This is a genomic window from Nocardioides panzhihuensis (assembly GCF_013408335.1).
GTDB classification, from domain to species: Bacteria; Actinomycetota; Actinomycetes; order Propionibacteriales; family Nocardioidaceae; genus Nocardioides; species Nocardioides panzhihuensis.
In genome coordinates, this window is sequence record NZ_JACBZR010000001.1 from 1698333 (window position 1) to 1719302 (window position 20970).

A 20970-nucleotide genomic window follows, 5' to 3' on the forward strand; every position below is an offset into this window, starting at 1 on the left:
CTGCACAAGAAGAGGTACGCCCCATGAAGCCGCACCGCTCCCGATCAGCCCTTCTGAGACCAGCCGCTCTGGCTCTGACCCTCTCCCTGGCCACCGCCGGCCTGGCCGCGTGCGGCTCCGGCTCGGGCGGCAGCGAGGCGAAGGCGTACGCCGATGGCCAGACCTTCACGATGGCTCTCGCCGCAGACCCCGGCGCCCTCGACCCACAGGGCGGCGTGGGCGGCACGCTGCTCCAGCTGACCAGGTTCGCGTACGACTCCCTGGTCAGCGTCGACGCCGAGGGCGAGGTGTCCTCGCAGCTCGCGGAGAAGTGGAGCGTGGACGGCACCACCGTCACCTTCGACATCAAGGAGGCCGTGACCTGCTCGGACGGGACCGAGTTCACTGCGCAGACCGTCGCCGACAACATCAGCTATGTCGAGGACCCGAAGAACCAGAGCCCGTTCCTGGGCGTGTTCATCCCGGCCGGCGCCACCGCGAAGGCGTCCGGACAGACCGTCACGGTCACCCTCGCCGCTCCCGCCCCGTTCGTGCTCGCCTCGTTCGCCAACCTCCCGATGGTCTGCGACAGCGGTCTGAAGGACCGGGCGAGCCTGAAGGCCGGGACCGCGGGCACCGGTCCCTACACGCTGACCGAAGCCGTCCCCGGTGACCGCTACGTCTACGAGGTCCGCGAGGGCTACGCGTGGGGCCCCGACGGCGCCAAGACGTCGGCCAAGGGCACCCCGGCCACGATCGAGGCCAAGGTCGTCGGCAACAGCACCACCGCGGCCAACCAGCTGCTCTCCGGAGACCTGAACTCCGCCTCGATACCCGGCCAGGAGGCGGCCCGGCTCGACGCCGCGAAGGTCAGTCGCGTCGACGCCCAGGCTGTGGTCGGCGAGCAGTGGTACAACCACGCCGAGGGCCATCCGACCGCCGACCCCGCGGTGCGCGCGGCGCTGACCCAGGCGCTCGACCTGGCCGAGCTGCAGAAGGTGATCACCGCCGGCCAGGGTGGTCCGGCCACCCAGCTCGCCGTCGTCGCACCGGCCGGCTGCACCGGCTCCTCGGTCGAGGGCAACGTCCCCGACAACGACGTCGCTGCCGCCGAGAAGGCGCTCGACGAGGCCGGCTGGACCGCAGGCGCGGACGGGGTCCGGACCAAGGACGGGAAGCCGCTGGCGGTCACCGTCCTCCACGACTCCTCGATCGGCGCGGCCGGGACCGCCGCGGCCGAGCTGGCCGTGGCCGCCTGGAAGAAGGTGGGCGTCGACGCCACCGCCAAGTCCCTGGACCAGACCGCGATCCAGACCGCGATCTTCGGCACCGGTGACTGGGACGTCGCCTGGGTGCCGATCAACGTCCAGACCCCCGACCAGATCGTTCCGTTCCTCTCCGGGCCGGGACCTGCCGAGGGCGGCAACAACTTCGCCGGCATCGCCAACCCCGACTACGACGCGGCGGTGAAGACGGCGATGAGCAAGAACGGCGCCGAGGGCTGCGCGGACTGGCTGGCCGCGGAGGCGAGCCTGTTCGAGGCCCACGACGTGGTGCCGTTCGCCAACAACCTGCTGCCCTTCTTCTCCCAGGGCGCCGAGCTCGAGATCGTGGGCAACGTGGTCCCGACCAGCATCCGGATGCTGGGTTGAGGGAGGGGCTGATGGCGGTCGCGGCATCGACGGCCTCCCGCCCCGGGCTGGATCTCGGGTTCGGCGGACGGTGGACCCGGTTCGCCCTGCGCCGCGGTGGCCGGCTGCTGGTGTCGCTGTTCGTCCTGGTCACCGCGGCGTTCCTGATGATCCACCTGGTGCCGGGCGACCCGGTGCGGGCCGCGCTCGGGATGACGGCGCCGGCCGACCTCGTCGAGACGCGCCGGCACGAGCTCGGCCTCGACGACCCGCTGCTGACGCAGTATCTGCACTACCTCGGCGGCCTGTTCCGCGGTGATCTCGGGGAGTCGATCCAGACCCAGCTGCCGGTCGGCGAGACCATCGGCCGGCGGCTCGGCGCCACCGTCTCGCTCGGGCTGCTGGCCTTCGCTCTCGCCCTCCTGATCGCCGTCCCGCTCGGTGTCGCCGTGGCGGTCGCGACCCGGCGCGGGCGCCGGCAGCGTACGTCGCTGGGGTTCTCCTCCACCAGCGTCGTGCTCGGCTCCATCCCCGACTTCCTGGTCGGCGTGATCCTGGTGGCGGTCTTCGCGGTGGGTCTGGGCTGGTTCCCGGTCGCTGGCCGGACGGACGGTGCCGCCTCCTACGTGCTGCCGGTCCTGGCCCTCGCGATCGGCCCGGCGGCGGTGCTCGCCCGGATCGTACGCGTCGAGATGATCGCGGTGCTGGAGTCCGACTACGTCCGCACCGCACGAGCCAAACGGCTCCCGGCGCGCCGGATCCACCTGGTCCACGCCCTGCCGAACGCGGTCACCGCGACGCTCACCCTCGGTGGGATGCTCCTGGCCGCCATGGTCGCGGGCACGGTGCTGGTCGAGAACGTCTTCGCCTGGCCGGGGCTGGGGAGCACGATCGTCCAGTCGATCGTCACCAAGGACTATCCGGTCGTGCAGGGCACTGTGCTCGTCTACGGCGTCATCGTGCTGGTGGTCAACACGCTCGTCGACGTCGCCCTCGCGCTCCTCGATCCCCGCTCGACGATCGGGGAGGCGTGATGAGGGCCTTGCGTACGCCGGTAGGAGCCGTCGGCGCGGCGCTGCTCGCTGGGGTGCTGCTGCTCGCCGTCCTGGCTCCGGTGCTGGTCGGCGACCGGGCGGCCGTCGTCGACACCGACCAGCTGCTCGCCGGGCCGTCGGCGGAGCACTGGGTCGGCACCGACAACCTCGGCCGCGACCTGTTTCTGCGGGTGCTGGTCGCCACCAGGCTCTCGGTCAGCCTGGCACTGCTGGCGACGGCGATCGCGGTGAGCGTCGGGCTGGTGCTCGGCTCGCTGCCGTGGCTGCTCGGACCGCGGCTCGGGCGACCGGTGACGGCGCTGGTCAACATCCTGGTCGCCTTCCCCGGACTCCTCCTCGTCCTCTGCCTGGCCACCGTCTTCGGGGTCGGGACCCGCGGAGCGGTGCTGGCGATCGGGTTCGCCGGCGCACCGACCTTCGCCCGGCTGTGCCAGACGCTGATCGCGGGCATCGCCTCCCGTGACTACGTCGCGGCGGCGCAGATCGCGGGCCTGGGCCGGATCCGGATCCTGTGGCGACACGTGCTGCCCAACGTCGCCGAGCCGCTCGTCGTCAACGCCACCATCGGCGCCGGGGGCGCGCTGCTCGCCTTCGCCGGGCTCTCGTTCCTCGGTCTCGGTGTGCAGGCGCCCGCCTACGACTGGGGGCGGCTGATGCAGGACGGCCTCGCTGGGATCTACGTCCACCCGCTCGCGGCCCTGGCGCCGGGCATCGCGGTCGTCATCGCAGGACTGGCCTTCAACCTCACCGGAGAGGCGGTCGCCGGGGCGCTCGGCATCACGCCGGTCGTCGGGCCCCGGGCCTGGTCGGTGCCGGTCCGCTCGGCCCTCCCGAAGGAAGCCGCGCCTGCCGAGGACACGGTGCTCGACGTACGTGACCTCGTTGTCGCCTTCCCCGCTCCGTCGGCCCCGGTGACCCCCGTCCGCGGGGTGTCCCTCTCGCTGCGTACCGGCGAGGCCGTGGGGATCGTGGGGGAGTCCGGGTCGGGCAAGTCCCTGACCGCGCTCGCGGTCGCCCAGCTCGTCGAGGAGCCGGGCCGGGTCACCGGCGAGGTCACCTTCTGCGGCACCGACCTGAACGACGGCGGCCAGCACGACGACCTGCTCGGCACCTCGCTCGCGGTGGTGTTCCAGGACCCGATGACCTCGCTCAACCCGGCCATGCGGGTCGGCCGGCAGCTCGCCGAGGTGAGCCGCTTCCATCAGGGTCTCGGGTGGCGCGACGCGCTCGCCCGGGCCGTCGACCGGCTCCGGGCGGTGCATCTGCGAGACCCGGAACGGGCCGCCCACGCCTACCCGTTCGAGCTCTCCGGCGGCATGCGCCAGCGCGCCATGATCGGGATGGGCCTGATGGGCGCGCCGCGGCTGATCATCGCCGACGAGCCGACGACCGCGCTCGACGTCACCGTCCAGAAGCAGGTCCTGAGGCTCCTGGAGGAAGTACGCCGCGAGCACGGCACCGCGCTTCTGCTGATCTCCCACGACGTCTCTGTCATCGGCGAGGTCTGCGACCGGGTGCTGGTGATGTACGCCGGCCGGATCGTCGAGGAGATCGCCGCCGCCGACCTCCGCTCCGGTGCCCGGCACCCCTACACCCGGGCGCTGGTCGCGGCGGTCCCGTCGATGACCACGGCTCTGGACGAGCCGTTGGCGACCATCCCCGGCCAGCCGGTCGACCCCGCTGCCATGCCGCCCGGATGTGCGTACGCCGCCCGGTGCCCGCTCGCCACCGACCGGTGCCTGAGCGAGGAGCCGGCGCTCGTCGACGGAGTGGCGTGCTGGCACGCCGGCGAGCCGCTACCGGTCGAGCTGGAGAAGCGGGTGAGGGTATGAGTGGCATGCGGTTCGACCAGGTCAGCGTCCGGTTCGGCCGCGCCCAGGTGCTCCACGAGGTCAGCCTGGAGGTGCCCGCCGGCACGATCGTCGGCCTGGTCGGGGAGTCCGGGTCGGGCAAGTCGACGCTCGCCAAGGCAGCCGTCGGACTGGTGCCGGTCAGCGGTGGGCACATCCTGATCGAGAACAGCCTCGGCGACGGCACCCCGGCCGGTCGGCGCTCCCGGCGCCGGCGCCCTGGCGTCCAGATGGTCTTCCAGGATCCCTACTCCTCCCTCGACCCGCGGATGAGCGTCGGCGAGAGCATTGCCGAGGCGATGCCCGGACGGCCGTCGCGTGCCGAGAGGACGAGCGAGGTCGCCAGGCTCCTGGACCTGGTCCACCTCGATCCCGGCCGTGCCACCCAGCGCCCGGGCAGCCTCTCCGGTGGCCAGCGGCAGCGCGTCGCTCTGGCCCGGGCGCTCGCCGGGAAGCCGGAGGTGCTCATCGCCGACGAGATCACCTCGGCCCTCGACGTCTCGGTTCAGGGCGCCGTACTCAACCTCGTCCGGGAGATGCAGCGCGAGCTCGGGCTCTCGATGCTGTTCATCTCCCACAACCTGGCCGTCGTGCGCTACGTGGCCGACACGGTCGCGGTGATGAGCGAGGGACGCATCGTCGAGCACGGGCCGACCGCCGACGTACTGGAGAACCCGACCCACGACTACACCCGAGAGCTTCTCGCCGCCGTACCGGGCGGGACTCCGCACACCCCCGAGAAGGAGATCTGATGACCATCGATTCCGCCCACTGGCTGGCCCGACTCACCGAGCTGACGAAGAAGCACGGCGTCCCTGGAGCCCAGCTCGGCATCCTCCGGGTCGGCCGCGACGGCGCCGAGGACGAGCTGTTCACCACCGCCACCGGAGTGCTCCACCTCGGCACCGGCCAGCCCGCCACGACCGACTCGGTCTGGCAGATCGGCTCGATCTCCAAGGTCTGGACCGCGACCGTGGTGATGCAGCTGGTCGACGAGGGCAGGCTCGCTCTCGACACCCCGGTCAAGGAGATCATCGAGGACCTCGACCTGCGTGACCCGGAGGTCACCGAGAAGGTCACGATCCATCACCTGCTCACCCACACCAGCGGCATCGACGGCGACGTCTTCACCGACACCGGTCGCGGCGACGACGTCCTGGAGAAGTACGCCGCCCGGCTCGGCGAGGCTGCCCAGAACCACCCGCTGGGGGCCACCTGGTCCTACTGCAACTCCGGCTACGTCCTGCTCGGCCGGGTCATCGAGGTGGTCACCGGGCAGACCTGGGACCAGGCGATGAGGGATCGGCTCTTCAGCCCGCTCGGCCTCACCCACACCGGCACCCTGCCGGAGGAGGCGATGGTCCACGCGGTCGCCATGGGCCATCTCGGCACCGGCGAGGACATCGCCCCTGCTCCGGTCTGGGGGCTGCCGCGCTCGGTCGGGCCGGCCGGCCTGATCACCGCGACCGCCGGCGACGTGCTCGCCTTCGCCCGGATGCACCTGACCGGCGGCTTGGCCAAGGACGGCACCAGGGTGCTCTCCGCCGAGTCCGTGGCGGCGATGGCTGACTTCCAGGTCGAGTGCCCGGAGAAGGACCTGCTAGGCGACTCCTGGGGACTGGGCTGGTTCCGCTGCGACTGGCACGGCGCCCGCGCTATCGGCCACGACGGCAACACCATCGGGCAGGCCGCGTTCCTGCGGCTGCTCCCCGAGGCCGGCATCGCGGTCTCGCTCAACACCAATGTCGCCAGCGCCATCGCGCTCTACCAGGACCTCTTCGAGGAGATCTTCGCCGAGCTCGCCGACGTACGCCTCCCGGACCGCTTCGAGGTCCCCGCCGACGCGCCGGAGGTCGACATCACGCCGTTCCTCGGCGAGTACTCCCGCGAGTCGGTGCTGGAGGAGGTCCTGGTCCTCGACGGCAGGCCGGTGATGCGTACGACCGTCTCGGGGCCCATCGCCGAGATCGAGGGGGCCTCCGAACCGGAGGTGCACGAGCTGGTCCCGGTCGCCGAGGCGATCTTCGCCGTCAAGCCCGACAAGTCCTCGGCGTACTTCCCCGTACGCTTCTACACGTTGCCGACCGGCGAGGAGTACCTCCACTTCGGCGCCCGCGCGACCCCGAAGAAGGCCTGAATGCGTCAACCTCAGATCGATCTCGACCGGCTCCTGGACGACATCCGGGAGCTGGTCGAGATCGAGTCACCATCCTCCGACCTGGACGCCGTCGCGCGCTCGGCCGAGGTCGTCGCGCGCCTCGGCGCAGCCCATCTCGGCGTCCCGCCGGAGCGTCTGGTCGTGGACGGGGCCACCCATCTGCGCTGGCGCTTCGGGCCCGGGCCGCACGTCCTGGTGCTCGGTCACCACGACACGGTCTGGCCCCACGGCACCCTGGAACGGATCCCGTACGCCGTCAGCGACGGTGTCCTGCGCGGCCCGGGCTGCTTCGACATGCTCGCCGGGCTGGTCATGGCCTTCCACGCGGTGGCCGCGCTGCCGGCTCCCGACGGCGTCTGCGTCCTCGTCACGGGCGACGAGGAGCTCGGTTCGCCGTCCTCACGCGCGCTGATCGAGGCCGAGGCCCGGGAGGCGTCGGCCGTGCTCGTGCTCGAGGCCTCAGCGGACGGGGGAGCGCTCAAGACAGCCCGCAAGGGCACCTCGATGTACGAGATCGAGGTCGTCGGGCGCGCCGCTCACGCCGGCCTGGAGCCGGAGAAGGGCGTCAACGCGACCCTCGAGCTGGCCCACCAGGTGCCGGCGGTGGCCGCGCTCTTTGACCAGGCTGCGGGCACGACGGTGACGCCGACCTCCGCGACGGCGGGAACCACGCTCAACACGGTGCCCGGTGCGGCTCGGTTCACGGTCGACGTACGCGCCTGGAGCGGGGTCGAGCAGGAGCGGGTCGACGCCGGGATCCGCGCTCTGACGCCGGTGCTGGAGGGCGCCAAGCTGGTCGTGCACGGCGGGATCAACCGGCCACCGCTGGAGGAGGCGCTGTCGAAGGCGCTGTTCGAGCGCGCCGCCAAGGTCGCCGCCCGGCTCGGGCTGCCGGTGCCCGAACAGGCGGCCGTCGGCGGAGCCTCCGACGGCAACTTCGCCGCCGGGGTCGGCACGCCGACGCTCGACGGGCTCGGCGCGGTGGGTGGCGGGGCACATGCGGAGGACGAGCACGTCCTGGTCGACCGGCTGGTCGACCGCACGGCCCTGCTGTACGGACTGCTGGCCGAGCTGCTGGTTGATCCTCCAGCCGATCCTGCGGGAGGCAGGCCGTGACCGAGGCGTGGGGGGCATACGAACGGGCCGCTGCGGCTGCCCGGATCACCGTCCGTGAGCTCGACGACATCAGCGAGCTGCAACGGGCCGAGCGGGTGCTCGCCGGCATCTGGGGAGTGCCCGACAACCCGCCGCTCGGGTCCGAGCTGATGCGCGCGATGCGCAAGGCCGAGGGCTACGTCGTAGGGGCGTTCGACTGTGCGGACGGGACCGACGGGACCGGCGGCGAGATGGTCGGTGTCTGCGTCGGGTTCCACTCGGTGCCGTCGGCCCGGGCGATGCACAGCCACATCGCCGGCGTGGTCCCGGCGATGGCCGGCAGGCACGCCGGGTTCGCGCTCAAGCTGCACCAGCGGGCGTGGTGCCTGGAGCGCGGCATCACGCTGATGGAGTGGACCTACGACCCGCTGGTGGCCCGCAACGCCTACTTCAATTTGGGCAAGCTGGGCGCGCGCGGCGCGGAGTACCTCCCGGACTTCTACGGCTCCATGGCCGACGGCATCAACGACGCCGAGGACGCCAGCGACCGGATCCTGGTGCACTGGCGCCTGGACTCACCGGAGGTGGCGGCCGCGTGCGACGGGCGTCCGGCCGAGGTCGCCGATGCGGCCGGTGGATCGTGGGTCGAGATCCCCGCTGACATCGAGGCGCTGCGGATCTCCGACCCCGCCCAGGCCCGGGAGTGGCGTACGAAGGTCCGCGAGCAGCTGCTGAGCGGCCTGGAGTCGGGCCGACTGGCCGGCTTCGACCGCGACAAGGGCTATCTACTGGTCGGCACGACCCCGACGGAAGGAACCGAATGAAGCTGGAAGGCGTGGAGCTGCGCCGGGTGTCGATGCCGTTGGTGTCGCCGTTCCGGACCTCCTTCGGCACCCAGACCGAGCGCGACATCCTGCTGTTGCGGGCGGTGACCTCGCAGAGCGAGGGCTGGGGCGAGTGCGTCGCGATGGCCGACCCGTTCTACTCGTCCGAGTACGTCGAGGCGACCGCCGACGTGCTCCGCCGGTTCCTGCTCCCGGCCCTGGCCGCGGCCCCCGGCGAGCTCGAGCAGCACGGGGCGTACGCGATCGGGAAGGTCCTGCATCCGTTCAAGGGACACCGGATGGCGAAGGCGGCGCTCGAGATGGCGGTGCTCGACGCGGAGTTGCGCGCGGCCGGGCGCTCCTGGGCGCGCGAGCTGGGCGCTGTGCACGATCGGGTGCCGAGCGGCGTCTCGGTCGGAATTTTCGACTCCGTCCCGCAGCTGCTGGAGGTGGTCGGCGGCTACCTGGACGCCGGCTATGTGCGGATCAAGCTCAAGATCGAGCCGGGCTGGGACATCGAGCCCGTCGCCGCGGTCCGGGAGCGCTTCGGTGACATCCCGCTGCAGGTCGACGCCAACACCGCCTACACGCTGCGCGACGCCCGCCACCTGGCCCGGCTCGACCCGTTCGACCTGCTGCTCATCGAGCAGCCGCTGGAGGAGGAGGACGTGCTCGGCCACGCGACGCTCGCCCGCCAGATCCGCACGCCGGTCTGCCTCGACGAGTCGATCGTCTCGGCCCAGACCGCGGCCGCCGCGATCAGCATGGGCGCCTGCTCGATCATCAACATCAAGCCCGGCCGGGTGGGCGGCTACCTGGAGGCCGTACGCATCCACGACCTCGCTGCCGCGCACGGACTCGCGGTCTGGTGCGGTGGCATGGTCGAGACCGGCCTCGGTCGCGCGGCCAACGCCGCGCTCGGGGCGCTGCCGGGGTTCACGCTGCCCGGCGACATCTCCGCCTCCGACCGCTTCTACCGCACCGACATCACCGAGCCGCTCACGATCGAGGACGGCCACATGACCGTCCCGACCGGGCCGGGCCTGGGTGTCACCCCGGTGCCCGAGGCGCTGGCGTCGTTCACCACCTCGACCGAATGGATCCCGCTCGGCTCAGCAAACACCTAAGAGGTCGCGGGGGTAGGGGCGCCGTCGCGAGCGTCGCGAGACGGGCGCGATGGCAAGGCGGAGCCTCGAATGCGGTCTGGTTGCACCGTCGAGAGGCGACAACGCAGCCAGCGTGCCCGTATCGCGGCGCGTAGCAGGCGGCCCTGCCCCCGCGACCTCTAAGATGCGGGCGTGAGTCCTCGTCCGCGCGCGAGTCTGGGGCGAGTCCTCGACGATCTGGGCGACTCGTTGCTGGAGCTGCTGGCCGGCGACCCGGCCCACGAGGGCGATATCGGGGGAGTGGTCATCCACGACCCCGACGACGAGCCGGTCCATCCTGCCGGAGCGCTCGTCCTGGCCGTCGGGGTGCCGGCGGGCGACCTGCCCGGGCTCGTCCGGGAGGTCGGGCGCCGTGGGGCCGTCGGGCTGGTCGTACGCGCGCCGGTCGTGCTGACCAGCGACCTGTCGGCCGCGGTCGAAGACGCCCGGATCGCCCTGCTCGGGCTGCGTCGCGGGGCGACCTGGGCACAGCTGACCGCGCTGCTGCGCTCGCTGCTGGCCGAGGGTGACATCGGCCCGGCCGAGGCCGAGACCCTCGGCGGGCTGCCCTCGGGCGACCTCTTCGCGGTCGCCAACGCGATCGGCGCGCTGCTGGACGCACCGGTGACGATCGAGGACCGCAGCTCCCGGGTGCTCGCCTTCTCCGGCCGTCAGGACGAGGCCGACGCCTCCCGGGTCGAGACGGTCATCGGCCGCCAGGTGCCCGAACGCTACGCCCGGATGCTCACCGAGCTCGGTGTCTTCCGCGAGCTCTACCGGGAGCACCGGCCCGTCGTCGTCGACCCGGCCCGGCTCGATGAGGACAGGATCAGCAAGCAGCGCGTCGCGATCGCCGTACGCGCCGGCGACGAGGTCCTCGGCTCCATCTGGGCCGCGATGGACGGCGAGGTCACGCCCGAGCGGAGCGCGGCGTTGCGCGATGCCGCCAGCCTGGTCGCTCTCCACATGCTGCGCGTGCGGGCCGGCGCCGATGTGCAGCGGCGGCTGCGTACGGATCTGGTCAGCTCGGTGCTCGAGGGCGGTGCCGGCGCCCGGGACGCGCTGGGCCGGCTGGGGCTCGCCGGGCGGCCGGTGGTGGTGCTCGCCCTGGCGCTGCGGCACGAGTCGTCGACGGACCACGAGCCCGACCCGGGTGGCGCCAGCAGCCTCCAGCGCGCGGCAGACGCGCTCGCGGTGCATCTCTCGGCCGCCGTGCCGGCCTCGGCTGTCGCGGTCGTCGGCGGCGTCGCGTACGCCTTGGTCCCGCTGCCTGGCGACGGCGCCGAGCCCGAGGAGCGGGCGGCCCGGCTGGCCCGAGAGTTCTGCGAGCGCCTGGGCGCCCGGCTGCCGGTCGTCGTCGGCGTCGGTGGAGTCGCTGCGGACGTCAGCGCGATCGTCGCCTCGCGCGAGGCCGCCAACCGGGCGCTGCGGGTGCTCCGCGACGGCGTCGCCCCGGCGACCGCGTCTCGCTCGGTCGCCCGGCTCTCCGACGTCTACACCCAGTCGCTGCTCCTCGAGCTCCGCGACCTCGCGGCCGCCCGAGGCGAGCGCCCGGTCGGCCCGATCGCGCGGCTGCTCGACTACGACGAGCGCAACGACTCCGGCCTCGCCGAGACCCTGGACGCCTGGCTGGACGCCAACGGCGACGTACGCACCGCCGCCGCGGCCCTCTTCATCCATCCGAACACGCTGCGCTACCGGCTGCGCCGGCTCGAGCAGGTCAGCGGCCTGGATCTCTCCGATCCCGAGCAGCGTTTCGCGGCGATGCTGCAGCTGCGGATCCTGGCGCCGCGCTGAGCCGTCAGAGCCGATTGAGGTGGACGCTGAAACAACCGGTGATCACAATGTCCCTGGCGTGGTCGACGATGTGCAGGAAGCCGTCCTCCGTCGAGAAAACCGCGATCACCACGAGCTGGGAGAGATGCCATGACGCCGATGATCGGCCTGCCCGCCGGCGCCGAATGGGCGTACCTGATCGGTGGCATCATGCTGCTGGTTTGGTGCGCAATCACCGTGTGGTGGTTGATGATGTTGGTGCAGGCGCTCCGCACACCGGACAGCGTGTGGACCGCGGCCGGCCAGAGCAAGATCCTCTATGTCCTGCTGATGATCTTCCTGGGCTGGATCGGGGCGCTCCTCTACGTCTTCATCGCCCGGCCCGGGCTCCGTGCCTGAACCTCACACGACCATCGCGACCACAGCCGCCGCTGCGAGGACCGTCGCTGCGACGCGTACCCTCCCGATCGGCTCACGCAGCACCAGTGCGGCGGAGAGCGCGACCCAGATCAGGCTCGAGCTGCGTACCGCCGCCACCAGCGACACCGGCGCGTGCAGGGTGGCGTAGAGGGCGAGGACGTACGAGGTGGGGATCAGCACCGCGAGCGCTGCCACCGTCCGCGCATGGATCCTGAGCTGGCGCAGCCCCTCGGCGTACCTCCCGCGCACGATCACGCTCCACAGCACCACCTGGATCACTGTGCCGACGGCGTAGTAGGCGATCGGATCGAGGCCGCGCTCCACGACCACCCAACCGTCATAGGTCGTGTACGCCGCGATGGAGACGGCGATGCCGGCCGACCACAACAGCGGTTTCGCCTGCAGTGAGCCTCGGGTGCGGACGGTCTCGAACAGCAGCGCCCCGACCGCCGCCGCCATCAGGAGTACGCCGCCCCACTGGGCCCAGCTCAGCCACTGCCCGAGCACCACCATGCCGGTGAGCGCCACCACCACCGGCGCGAGACCGCGGGAGAGCGGATAGATCTGGCTGACGTCGAAGTCCTGGTAGGCCACCTGGACCAGACACATGGTCAGCGCGTGCATCGCGGTGCTGCCGAGCGAGAGCAGGAGGAGCTCCCACGACACCGCGATGCCGTGGCCGCGCACGACCATCACCGGCGCAGTGACCGTGACGACCAAGCAGAACTCGACGATCGCGACCGCCCACAGAGCCGGCCGTCCCGCGGGCGCGATGGTCTTCGACGCCGTGTTCCAGGCAGCGTGGGCGAACGCCGATCCCAGCGCGAGAACGACTCCGAGCAGCAGCATTCGGGGGAGCCTACGGCGTCCCTCCGCACTCGCTTGCCGGACCACTAGGGTGGGCCATCCGAACCCACAACCCAGAGGAACTCTGTGATGGACCCCGTCGACCTTGCCCTGATGCTGCTCCGTCTTGCCGTGGGCGGCACGATGATCGCTCACGGCGTCAACCACTGGCGCGGAGGCGGCAAGATCGCCGGTACCGCCGGCTGGTTCGAGAGCCTCGGCCTGCGCCACGGCACCCTGCAGGCGTGGGCGAGCGTGGTGACCGAGATCGGTGCCGGAGTGCTCCTGATCCTGGGCCTCATCACGCCGCTGGCTGCCGCCGGTGTCGTCGGGGTGATGCTCGTCGCCGCGCTGCTGGCGCACCGGCCGAACGGCTTCTTCATCTTCAAGGAGGGCTGGGAGTACGTGATGATCCTGGCCGTCGTCGCGGTCGTCATCGGCGTCACCGGCCCCGGGACGATCTCGCTCGACTCGGCCCTCGGCATCGTCTACGACGGCTGGATCGGCGGAGCGGTGGCGCTCGGCGGCGGTGTGCTCGGCACGGCCCTCCTGCTCGCTGCGTTCTGGCGCCCGCAGCGTCAGGGCGCTGTCGCGGAGGACTCGTCGGCGGAGGAGCCGTCGCCTGAGGAGTCGTCGCCTGAGGAGTCGTCGCCGGAGGCCTGAGACCGCTGCGACCAAAGTCGAGCTCGCAGCGACCGAAGGTCGATGTGGCCGGGCGGACGGGCTCATAGCCTGGACCCATGAGCTACCAACGGCTGGGCCCGGCCGGACTGCTGGTCGCGGCGCTCGCCCTGATCGGTCTGGGCGTCGTCGGCCCGTCGACGTCGGACGGCGGGCTCCGGATCCCGCCCGGCGTGCCGATCCTGCTGGTCGGCGCGGCGGCCGCCTGGTGGCTGCGCGGCGCTGCCGGTGCCATCCTCGGGCTGGTGGCCGCGGCCGTGGTGACGATCGCTTCCGTCGGCGCCGGCATCGGGCCGGATCTGATCGGTGACCGCGGACTGCCGGTCGCCGTCGCACGCTGGGTCCAGGTGGTGGGGCTGGTTGCCGCGGCGTACCCCTTGGGTCGACGGTTGGCGACACGGCGCTCGCGCGCGGGGACGGCAGGTGAAGGCGCTCGACGCGATCGCGGCAAGGTGCTCCAGATCGGGGGCCTGCTGGTGCTGTGCGGGGTCGGGGCCGAGCTGTTGGCGGCGTACGGGGACAGCACCGGCGATCCCGGCGGGATCGCCTTCGCGCTGGTTTTCTTCGGCGCCCTCTATGGAGCACCCGCGTTGCTCGCCCGGGAGCTGGCCCGACGCCTCGGCTGGGGCTGGCCGAGCCTGTTGCTGGTCTTCGCAGCGTTGGGTACGGCCCAGGCCGGCCTCATCGACCAGTCGCTGTTCAGCGCCGACTACGGCGGCTATGAGGGCTGGGAGGAGAACCGGGAGCCGACCCTGATCCCGTCGCTGGGACTCAGCGGCTACAACGCCTACTCCTTCATCGTCGGACACGTGATCTTCAGCTTCGCCGCGCCGGTGGCGTTGGCCGAGGCATGGGCCCCCGCTCGAGCTCGGAAGCCCTGGCTGGGCCCGATCGGCACAGTCCTGGCCGCAGTCGCCTATGTCATCGCCGCGGCGCTGATCGTGACCGACCCGGAGTCACGCTCGGGAAGCCCGACCCAGCTGCTCGTCACCGCGGGAATCGTCGCAGCCATGCTGCTCGGCGCCGCCCTCGTCGGCCGGAGTCGGCACCTGGACCACGCCCGACCCGATGCGCGTGGACCCGCCGTCTGGCAGGTCCTCGGCGTCTCGCTGATCTTCGCGCTCGTCCCCGAGCTGCTGCCCGCGAACTGGCTCGGCGTAGCCCTGGCAGGCGCGATGACGGCGACGCTCGGGACCCTCGTTCTCCTGGCCTCCCGCACGGGAGCATGGACGATCCGCCACACCGCAGCGGTCGGGGTCGCCTACCTGCTCGTGCGGGGCCTGCTGGCGTTCACGTACTTCCCGCTCATCGGCGACGTCGAGGCAGGACCGAAGTACGCGCACAACGTGGTCATGCTCCTCATCGTCGTCCTCGCCGCCTGGTTCGCGCTGCGCAGGCGCGACTGTGTTGGTCTCGACACGCCTCCGCCCAGCGGCTCCGGCGGCTCGACCAGCGAGGGATGGGGTCTCGGCAAGCTCGACCACCGGAAGCAGCTCAGCGCCGAGAGCGCATCCCGAGCCGCGCAGTCTCCCCAGTAGCCGCCCGCTCGAGCGTAGCGATGAGGGTGCGAGCGTCGTAACGCCCCTCATGCCGATGAGGCCCGATGAAGAACGTCGGGGTGCCGCGGGCGCCGCTGGCCTCGGCGGAGGCCATGTCGTCGCGGACGTGCTCGGCGAGCTCGGGGTCCTCCAGGTCGCGGAGGAACTGCTCGACGTCGAGCCCGAGAACAGCGGCATAGCCGGCCAGGTCCTGGAGCTCGAGCTGGTTCTGGTTGGCGAAGAGGTGCAGGTGCATCTCCCAGAACTTGCCCTGTCGCGCGGCGGCCTCGGCGGCGACGGCGGCCAGCTCGGCGTGCGGATGCTGGGGGAGGGGGAGGTGGCGTACGACGTAGCGGATCCGAGGGCCGAAGTAGTCGCGGACCTCGTTGGCGGTGCCGGTGGCACGGGCGCAGAAGGGGCACTCGTAATCGAGATACTCGATCAGGGTGACCTCGGCGTCCTCGTCGCCGTAGATGTGGTCGCGCTCCGGGTCGATCGGTGGCGAGAGCACCTTGGGCAGGGCCGCGTCGCGCTGGCCGAGGAAGCGCGCGGAGAGCTGGAAGATCAGCCAGCCGAGCGCCGAGGCGATCACGACGGAGATGAGTACACCGACGATCGCGTCGCGCTGCAGGGTCTCGGAGTCGAAGGCGAGAGTGATGATCAGCAGCGAGACGGTGAAACCGATCCCCGACAGCGCGGCGCCGCCGAGGACGTGACCGCCGCCGACCCCCTGCGGCAGCCGGCCGAGCCCCATCCGAGTAGCGGCCAGGGCTCCGGCGCCGATCCCCAGCGTCTTGCCCAGCACCAGGCCGGCGACGACGCCCCAGGTCACCGGTGAGCTGAGTGCTTCCCCGAGCACGCCGTTGCGCAGGTCGACGCCGGCGTTGGCGAGCGCGAAGACGGGCACGATGAGGTAGCTCGTCGGTATGTGCAGCGTCTCCTGGAGCCGCTCGTTGACCGAGATCGTGCGGGTCAGCTGGTCGCGGGTCTCGCGCTGCAGCGTGGGCAACGGCGACTGCCGGAACGCCCGGAACCGCGAGGTCGCGACCTCCATCTGCGCCCGGGTCGGCTCCGCGGCCGGCACCAGCAGACCGGCCAGCATCCCCGCGATCGAGGCGTGCAGGCCGGCCCCGAGAGTGGCCACCCAGGCGATCAGGACGAGCAGTACGTAGGGCCCGGCCCGCCACACCTTCACCCGGTCGAGCACGAAGATCCCGACCAGCGCCAGTCCGGCCACCAGGAGCGGTCCGATCCGGAGGTTCTCGGTGTAGGCGACCCCGATCACGCTCACCGCGACGATGTCGTCGATGACGGTCAGCGTGAGCAGGAAGATGCGCAGCTGGGTCGAGACGGACGGTCCGACCAGCGCGAGCATGCCGAGCAGGAAGGCGGTGTCGGTGCCGATCACGATGCCCCACCCGCGGGCCGCCTCGCCGGAGGGGTTGAGCATCAGGTAGATCATCGCGGGCAGGAGCAGCCCGCCGGCACCGGCGACCAGCGGCACCACCATGCGACGACGGTCGGTGAGCTCGCCGACGGCGAGCTCGCGGCGTACCTCCAGGCCGATGACGAAGAAGAAGACCACCATCAGCCCGTCGTTGACCCAGTGGTGCAGGTCCATCGAGAGCCCGATGTCGCCGAACCGGACCGAGAGCACCGTCTCCCACAGGTGCTCGTAGCCGTGCGACCACGCCGAGTTGGCCCAGGCCAGCGCCAGCAGCGAGGCGACCACCAGCAGCGCCGCGCTCGTCGACTCCAGGTGCATGAAGTGGCGCAGCGTGGTGCCGAGCTGCCCGGTCAGGTCCGCGTCGCGACGACCGCGCGTCTGCTCATCTCCCACAGGGACAAGCCTAGGCTGCCCGCGCGTCGCTCAGCGCGAGTGTCCGCGCTGAGCGTCCCTCAGCGCCGGACGGCGACCAGGCCGCTGAGCGTGCCCTGGAGGAGGGTGCCGTCGGGGAGGATCGTGCCGACCATCTGCAGGGTGTTGGCCAGCGGGCCGACGCCGCGTAGCCCGGTCCGACCGTGGTGACCGCGTCATCCGCCGGGAGGTTCAGCGGCACCTTGCGCTCCACGTCGATCGACCAGCCGAACCATGACTTGGAGTGAGCCAGCCAGAGCAGCGAGCCGGAGCCGTCGACGGTGACGAGCCGCGACTCGTCGTCGATGTAGGCGTAGACGCCGCCGAGCAGGGACCCGGCGGAGAGATGGTGCCGGGCTACGGGTAGGAGCGTGGTCGGATCGAGGAGGTAGAGCCTGGGTGCCCGGTCGATGTACTCGGTGCACAGCGCCTGCACCATCCCGTCGGCACCGCTGAGGATCGTCGGGCACACCGCGGGCAACGCCACCGGTTGTGCGGGGGAGGTGCGAGCCCCGGGCCCTGCGAACGGGGTCGTGTCGGAGGCGCCGGCGTCTCCGTGCATGTTCCAGGTGCCGTCGGGACCGGCGTACGGGTTCGGTGGCATCGCTGCGCCGGCTGCCGAGCCTGCCGTTGCGAAAGGAGCGGCGACGCCGGCCGCGAGGGCCAACAGGGCGGTGGCGACTGCGCTCCAGCGAACCATGGGGAGGATCTAAGCACGAGCAAATCGAGCGCGTGGCTGGATCATCAAGTGGCGGTCGCCACAGGCGTTACACGAGTTTCCAACAGATGCGTGACCTGTCATCCACAACGTCGTTAGCCCATTCGACGGCAGGTGGAAACCGGACGGAAGCGCAGAATCACGTGGCGTGACCCGGTCACCGAGCCGTGCATGGGGGCTTCTGATGCATGCGAATGGGTACTGACGTACGCAAACACGCACATCCTGGACATAGCCCACTCTAGCTATGCCCAATAGGTCCTATTGCTCATAATTTGTAGAGGATAAAGTCCTTTCAAGTCTTCCTTGAAAGTCCGGAGAAGAGTTAGATGGGCAACATGACAACTAGGCGCTCTCGGCCCGGCCGCCCTAGGCATGTTCCCGACTCAGGTACGACCTCACCGCGCGACCAGATCCTGGACGCAGCCTCAAAGCTGTTCGTCTCCCAGGGTTTCGCGGCGACGTCTACCCGCGAGATCGCCGACGTGGTCGGCATCCGCCAAGCATCGCTCTACTACCACTTCGCGGGGAAGGACGAGATCCTCGGCGAGCTGCTTCGCCGGTCGGTCCGGCCGACCACGGAGAAGGTGGAGAAGATCCTGAATCGCGTGCCACCGCTCGACTTCGAGACCGCGCTCTATCTGCTGGTCCTCGTCGACGTACGCACTCTGGCTGACGTGCCGCACAACGTCGGCATGCTCTACCAGCTGCCCGACGTGGCCAAGTGCGAGGTCTACGACGAGTTCCGCAACGAGCACGCCGAGCTGGCCGCGCACTACGCGGACCTGGCCAGCGAGGTCGCCTCGACGACGGTGCGCTCGACGGTCAGTCGCAAGCAGCTGGGTGACCTGCTGATCCAGCAGGTCGAGGGCGTGATCAACATGCGCACCGAGGAGCCCGGTCGGCGGATCCCGTGCCGCGAGGCGTGGGCGATCGCCGCCACCTGCCTGCGGATCTGCGGCGTGCCGCAGGAGCGGATCGACGCCGCGTCCCCGATCGCGATCGAGCTGCTCCCGCAGTTCATGGACGAGCAGGTCGCCGAGTCCGCCTGAGTCCGCCTGAGTTCGCCTGAAACCGGTGGACTCGAGTGTGCCCGTAGGCTTCGATGGCCGCATGACCCTCTTCGTCTCGCACACCACCATCGACTGCCACGACGCGTACGCGCTCTCGGAGTGGTGGAAGGCCCTGCTCGGCTACGTCGACGTGGAGGGGGACCCGAACCTGCCGGGTCACGAGGAGTGCATGATCCTCGACCCGGAGACGGGCCACCGGCTGCTCTTCATCGAGGTGGCTGACGCGGAGCTGCCCGCGAAGCGGATCCACCTCGACCTGCGCCCGCGCACCGGCACCCGCGACGAGGAGGTCGAGCGTCTCCTCGAGCTCGGCGCGACCCAGCTCGCCGACCACCGTGGGAAGTACGGCCCCGGGACCGGCTGGGTGATCTTCGCCGATCCCGAGGGCAACCAGCTCTGCGTGCTCCGATCGGAGGCGGAGGTCGCCGCCTGGGAGGCGCAGGCCTCAGAGGCGTAGCAGCTCGTACATGCTGGAGAAGCCCTGGTCGCCGTGACCCTGGGCGATCCGGCGGTCCATCAGCGACTTCACCTCCCGCATCCGAACGGTCTCGACGCCGGCTGCCTCCCGATGCCCGATCAGATCGTCCATCAGTGCGGCCTGGACGTCGAGCGAGCCGAGGTCGGGGCCGTACCTCCCGCTCTTGACCGCGCCGGCCATCATCTGCAGCAGCCCGGCGTAGCCGTCGAGCGACCCGGCGAGCCGCTCGGTGAACGCCTCGACGTCCATGCCCTCGCTCTCGACGAGGTTGAGGGTGTGCAGGAAGCCGATCAGGAACTCGTAGCCCATCGCGACCTGGGCGTTGAACTCCACGGCCGCGTGCCCGGCGTCGGGCCCGTGATAGGTCACGGAGCCGAGCTCGTCGAGCTCCGGCCGGATCGTCTCGAAGACGTTGCGATCGCCGCTGAAGGCCAGCGAGATCCTGGCCGTGCCGACGTCGGGCGGATCTCCCATGACCTTCCCGTCGACGTACGCGGCCTGGTGCTCGACCGCCCACGACGCGTTCGCTCGCGCCTGGGCGGGGGAGCCGCTGGTCAGACTGACCAGGGTCCGGCCGGCAGCTGCGTCGCCGACGGACTCGAGCACGTCCTCGACGGCGGTGTTGTCCAGGAGGACGAGGATCGTGACCGGGCTCGCCGCCACCGCCTTCGCCGCGGTGGAGGCGACCAGCGCGCCCGCGTCTGCCATGGCCTCGGCCTTGTCCGCCGTGCGGTTCCATACGGTGGTCCGATAGCCGCGCTCGAGGTATGCCCGCGCGACCGCTGAGCCCATGTTGCCCATCCCGATCACGGTGACGGCTGATCGGTCGTTGCGTTCCGCCATGGTTTCAACTCCATCTCTCGTGGTGTGTCACCATCCTGAAAGATGAAGTTGACTTGAGGTCAAGGGTTGTTGCCGTCGACCTGGTCGGTCGCGACCGGAAGGTCGTGGTTGCTCCACTGGCTCCAGGAGCCCGGATACAGCGCCGCCTCGTAGCCGGCGATGGCCAGGGCAGCGATCTGATGGGCGGCGGTGACGCCGGAGCCGCAGTACGCGGTCACAGGGGAGTCGGCCTCGACGCCCAGCGCGGCGAACCGGTCCCGGAGGTCCTCGGCCGGCAGGAAGCGGCCGTCCGGGCCGAGGTTGTCGACGGTGGGCGCGGAGACCGCGCCGGGGATGTGTCCGGCCTTCGGGTCGACGGGCTCGACCTCTCCGCGATAGCGCTCCGCGGCGCGGGCATCGAGGAGAAGACCCGGATAGGTCTCGACCTCCTCGAACGGCAGCACCGGCAGGTGGCCCGGGGTGAGCGTCACCGTGCCGGGTGTGGGTGCGACGTCGTCGGTGGCCAGCGGGTGGCCCGCGGAGGTCCAGGCGCCGAGGGCGCCGTCGAGGAGGCGTACGTCGGCAACGCCGGCCCAACACAGCAGCCACCAGGCGCGGGCGGCGGAGGTGTTCCCAGCGGCGTCGTAGGCGACGACGGTGTCACCGGCGGAGATCCCCCAGCGGCGGGCCGCGGCCTGCAGGTCGGCGAGCTCGGGGAGCGGGTGGCGCCCGTCGGCGGGCTCGCCGTGGCGGGCCAGCTCGGTGTCGAGGTCGACGTAGACGGCGCCGGGCAGGTGGCCCGCGAGGTAGGACTCGTGTCCCGGCGGGCCGCCGAGCTGCCAGCGTACGTCGAGGAGGACCGGAGACCGGTCGGAGTCGAGTGCGGTGGCCAGCTCGTCGGCGCTGATGAGTACGTTCACGGTCGAAGTTTTTCAGTCGGGTGGCGCCATCACGTGTAACACGTCGTTCGTAGGACTATCCGGTCGTTATAACGGGCGAGTAGTCCTACGAACAACGTGTTAC

19 protein-coding genes are annotated in these 20970 nt (G+C 71.1%); 14 read left to right on the plus strand and 5 right to left on the minus strand.

Going from position 1 to position 20970, the window contains the following annotated elements; genetic code table 11:
* The first annotated feature begins 23 nt into the window (after window positions 1-23).
* From BJ988_RS07910 to BJ988_RS07955, 10 genes are all read left to right on the plus strand, one after another.
* Window positions 24-1631 (plus strand): ABC transporter substrate-binding protein, encoded by a 1608-nt coding sequence (locus tag BJ988_RS07910; RefSeq protein ID WP_179657528.1) that lies wholly within the window; start codon window positions 24-26, stop codon window positions 1629-1631.
* Window positions 1632-1642: 11 nt separating this feature from the next.
* Window positions 1643-2644: an ABC transporter permease gene (locus BJ988_RS07915; RefSeq protein ID WP_179657529.1), complete on the plus strand. Its 1002-nt coding sequence runs from the start codon at window positions 1643-1645 to the stop codon at window positions 2642-2644.
* Window positions 2644-4497, plus strand: coding sequence for a dipeptide/oligopeptide/nickel ABC transporter permease/ATP-binding protein (locus tag BJ988_RS07920; protein WP_179657530.1), 1854 nt, complete (start codon window positions 2644-2646; stop codon window positions 4495-4497). The genes BJ988_RS07915 and BJ988_RS07920 overlap by 1 nt, the downstream gene beginning before the upstream one ends.
* Entirely contained in the window at window positions 4494-5267 is a 774-nt protein-coding gene (locus BJ988_RS07925) for an ABC transporter ATP-binding protein (RefSeq protein ID WP_179657531.1), read from the plus strand. Before BJ988_RS07920 ends, BJ988_RS07925 begins: the two co-directional genes overlap by 4 nt.
* The gene (locus BJ988_RS07930; RefSeq protein ID WP_179657532.1) at window positions 5267-6652 is read left to right on the plus strand and encodes a serine hydrolase domain-containing protein; all 1386 of its coding nucleotides are present in this window, start codon (window positions 5267-5269) and stop codon (window positions 6650-6652) included. Before BJ988_RS07925 ends, BJ988_RS07930 begins: the two co-directional genes overlap by 1 nt.
* Complete coding sequence (locus tag BJ988_RS07935; RefSeq protein ID WP_179657533.1) at window positions 6653-7789, plus strand: M20 family metallopeptidase; 1137 nt, start codon at window positions 6653-6655, stop codon at window positions 7787-7789.
* Entirely contained in the window at window positions 7786-8592 is an 807-nt protein-coding gene (locus tag BJ988_RS07940; RefSeq protein WP_179657534.1) for a GNAT family N-acetyltransferase, read from the plus strand. The genes BJ988_RS07935 and BJ988_RS07940 overlap by 4 nt, the downstream gene beginning before the upstream one ends.
* Window positions 8589-9719 (plus strand): o-succinylbenzoate synthase, encoded by a 1131-nt coding sequence (gene menC, locus BJ988_RS07945; RefSeq protein WP_179657535.1) that lies wholly within the window; start codon window positions 8589-8591, stop codon window positions 9717-9719. The genes BJ988_RS07940 and menC overlap by 4 nt, the downstream gene beginning before the upstream one ends.
* A gap of 171 nt (window positions 9720-9890) precedes the next feature.
* Complete coding sequence (locus BJ988_RS07950; RefSeq protein WP_179657536.1) at window positions 9891-11534, plus strand: helix-turn-helix domain-containing protein; 1644 nt, start codon at window positions 9891-9893, stop codon at window positions 11532-11534.
* Window positions 11535-11663: 129 nt separating this feature from the next.
* The gene (locus BJ988_RS07955) at window positions 11664-11912 is read left to right on the plus strand and encodes a hypothetical protein (protein ID WP_179657537.1); all 249 of its coding nucleotides are present in this window, start codon (window positions 11664-11666) and stop codon (window positions 11910-11912) included.
* Window positions 11913-11915: 3 nt separating this feature from the next.
* Here the strand turns inward: BJ988_RS07955 and BJ988_RS07960 are convergent, their stop codons facing one another.
* Window positions 11916-12782, minus strand: a complete 867-nt coding sequence (locus BJ988_RS07960; RefSeq protein ID WP_179657538.1) for a hypothetical protein — start codon at window positions 12780-12782, stop codon at window positions 11916-11918.
* 87 nt (window positions 12783-12869) lie between these two features.
* Between BJ988_RS07960 and BJ988_RS07965 the strand changes: the two genes are divergently transcribed.
* Together BJ988_RS07965 and BJ988_RS07970 are read left to right on the plus strand one after the other, a co-directional pair.
* Entirely contained in the window at window positions 12870-13442 is a 573-nt protein-coding gene (locus BJ988_RS07965) for a DoxX family protein (protein ID WP_179657539.1), read from the plus strand.
* A gap of 77 nt (window positions 13443-13519) precedes the next feature.
* A complete protein-coding gene (locus BJ988_RS07970; protein WP_218860668.1) occupies window positions 13520-14998 on the plus strand; it encodes a hypothetical protein in 1479 nt (492 codons plus the stop codon).
* Here BJ988_RS07970 and nhaA read toward each other — a convergent pair.
* Window positions 14955-16838, minus strand: coding sequence for a Na+/H+ antiporter NhaA (gene nhaA / locus BJ988_RS07975; RefSeq protein ID WP_343051531.1), 1884 nt, complete (start codon window positions 16836-16838; stop codon window positions 14955-14957). The two genes, BJ988_RS07970 and nhaA, sit on opposite strands and share 44 nt — an antisense overlap.
* A gap of 10 nt (window positions 16839-16848) precedes the next feature.
* Window positions 16849-17556 (minus strand): hypothetical protein, encoded by a 708-nt coding sequence (locus tag BJ988_RS07980; RefSeq protein ID WP_179657540.1) that lies wholly within the window; start codon window positions 17554-17556, stop codon window positions 16849-16851.
* Between the two features lie 356 nt (window positions 17557-17912).
* Between BJ988_RS07980 and BJ988_RS07985 the strand changes: the two genes are divergently transcribed.
* Together BJ988_RS07985 and BJ988_RS07990 are read left to right on the plus strand one after the other, a co-directional pair.
* The gene (locus BJ988_RS07985; protein ID WP_425490821.1) at window positions 17913-18626 is read left to right on the plus strand and encodes a TetR/AcrR family transcriptional regulator; all 714 of its coding nucleotides are present in this window, start codon (window positions 17913-17915) and stop codon (window positions 18624-18626) included.
* 61 nt (window positions 18627-18687) lie between these two features.
* Window positions 18688-19104 carry a VOC family protein gene (locus BJ988_RS07990; protein ID WP_179657542.1) on the plus strand — a complete coding sequence of 139 codons (417 nt, stop codon included), beginning with the start codon at window positions 18688-18690 and terminating at the stop codon, window positions 19102-19104.
* Here the strand turns inward: BJ988_RS07990 and BJ988_RS07995 are convergent.
* Entirely contained in the window at window positions 19093-19968 is an 876-nt protein-coding gene (locus BJ988_RS07995; protein WP_179657543.1) for an NAD(P)-dependent oxidoreductase, read from the minus strand. The two genes, BJ988_RS07990 and BJ988_RS07995, sit on opposite strands and share 12 nt — an antisense overlap.
* 59 nt (window positions 19969-20027) lie before the next feature.
* Window positions 20028-20867, minus strand: a complete 840-nt coding sequence (locus BJ988_RS08000; protein WP_179657544.1) for a rhodanese-like domain-containing protein — start codon at window positions 20865-20867, stop codon at window positions 20028-20030.
* Window positions 20868-20970 lie beyond the last annotated feature (103 nt).